We start from the raw sequence: 1,036 nt of genomic DNA on the forward strand, positions 1-1,036 counted from the left end.
GCCGTCCGGGGCGGCAGCGCGGGCGGCTGGACCAGCGCCGCGTCCCTGGTGACGACCGACGTCTACGCCTGCGGCACCATCATCTATCCGGTCCTCGACCTCGCCAACTGGGCCTCGGGGGAGACCCACGACTTCGAGTCGCGGTACCTGGAGACCCTGGTCGGACCCCTCGCCGAAGTGCCCGCCCGGTACACCGAGCGCTCACCCGTCGAGCACGCCGACCGCATCACCGCGCCCTTCCTGCTGATGCAGGGCCTGTCCGACGTGATCTGCCCGCCCGTCCAGTGCGAACGCCTGCTGGAACGGATGCGGGGACGCCAAGTGCCGCACGCCTACCTCGCGTTCGAGGGCGAGGGCCACGGATTCCGGCGCGCCGACACCATGATCCGCGCCCTGGAGTCCGAACTCTCCCTGTACGCACAGGTCTTCGGCATCGAACCGCCCGGCATCCCCACCCTGGAGCTCACCAAGTGACCGCGCTCGTACGGCCGTACCGACTCGCCCCCGGCGCCCGCGTGGCCGTCGTCGCGCCCAGCGGGCCGGTGTCCGAGGAACGACTTGAGGCGGGCCTGGACATCCTGCGGGGCTGGGGCCTCGACCCGGTGGTGGCACCCCATGTCCGAGACCGGCACGGCGAGTTGGGCTATCTGGCCGGTACGGACGCGGACCGCGCGGCCGATCTGCAGAACGCCTGGTGCGATCCGTCCGTGGCCGCCGTCCTGTGCGCCCGCGGCGGCTACGGCGTGCAGCGCATCGTCGACCTGCTGGACTGGGACGCGATGCGCGCCGCAGGACCGAAGGTGTTCGTCGGCTTCAGCGACCCCACCGTGCTGCACCAGGCGTTCGCCACCCGGCTGGGCCTGGTCACCCTGTACGGGCCTGCCGCAGCCGGCGCCGACTTCGTCAAGAACGCCCGTACCCAGGAGCAGTTGAGGGCGACCCTGTTCGACCCGGAGTCCGTGCGGACCGTCCGGGCCGTCCCGGGCGGAGGCGGCGCGCTGGTGCCCGGGCGGGCCCGGGGCGTCACCCTCGGCGG

The 1,036-nt window shown here is 72.9% G+C and carries 2 protein-coding genes; both read left to right on the plus strand.

Annotation, left to right across the window (positions count from 1 at the left end; translation table 11 throughout):
- On the plus strand, window positions 1-474 hold a 474-nt coding region (locus R6V09_RS53755; RefSeq protein ID WP_317888642.1), incomplete at its 5' end, for a prolyl oligopeptidase family serine peptidase.
- The coding region (locus R6V09_RS53760) for a S66 peptidase family protein (RefSeq protein WP_317888643.1) at window positions 471-1,036 on the plus strand (566 nt) is incomplete at its 3' end. The genes R6V09_RS53755 and R6V09_RS53760, both read left to right, overlap by 4 nt.

It is taken from the genome of Streptomyces sp. W16 (genome assembly GCF_033194735.1).
In the GTDB taxonomy this organism is placed as follows: domain Bacteria; phylum Actinomycetota; class Actinomycetes; order Streptomycetales; family Streptomycetaceae; genus Streptomyces.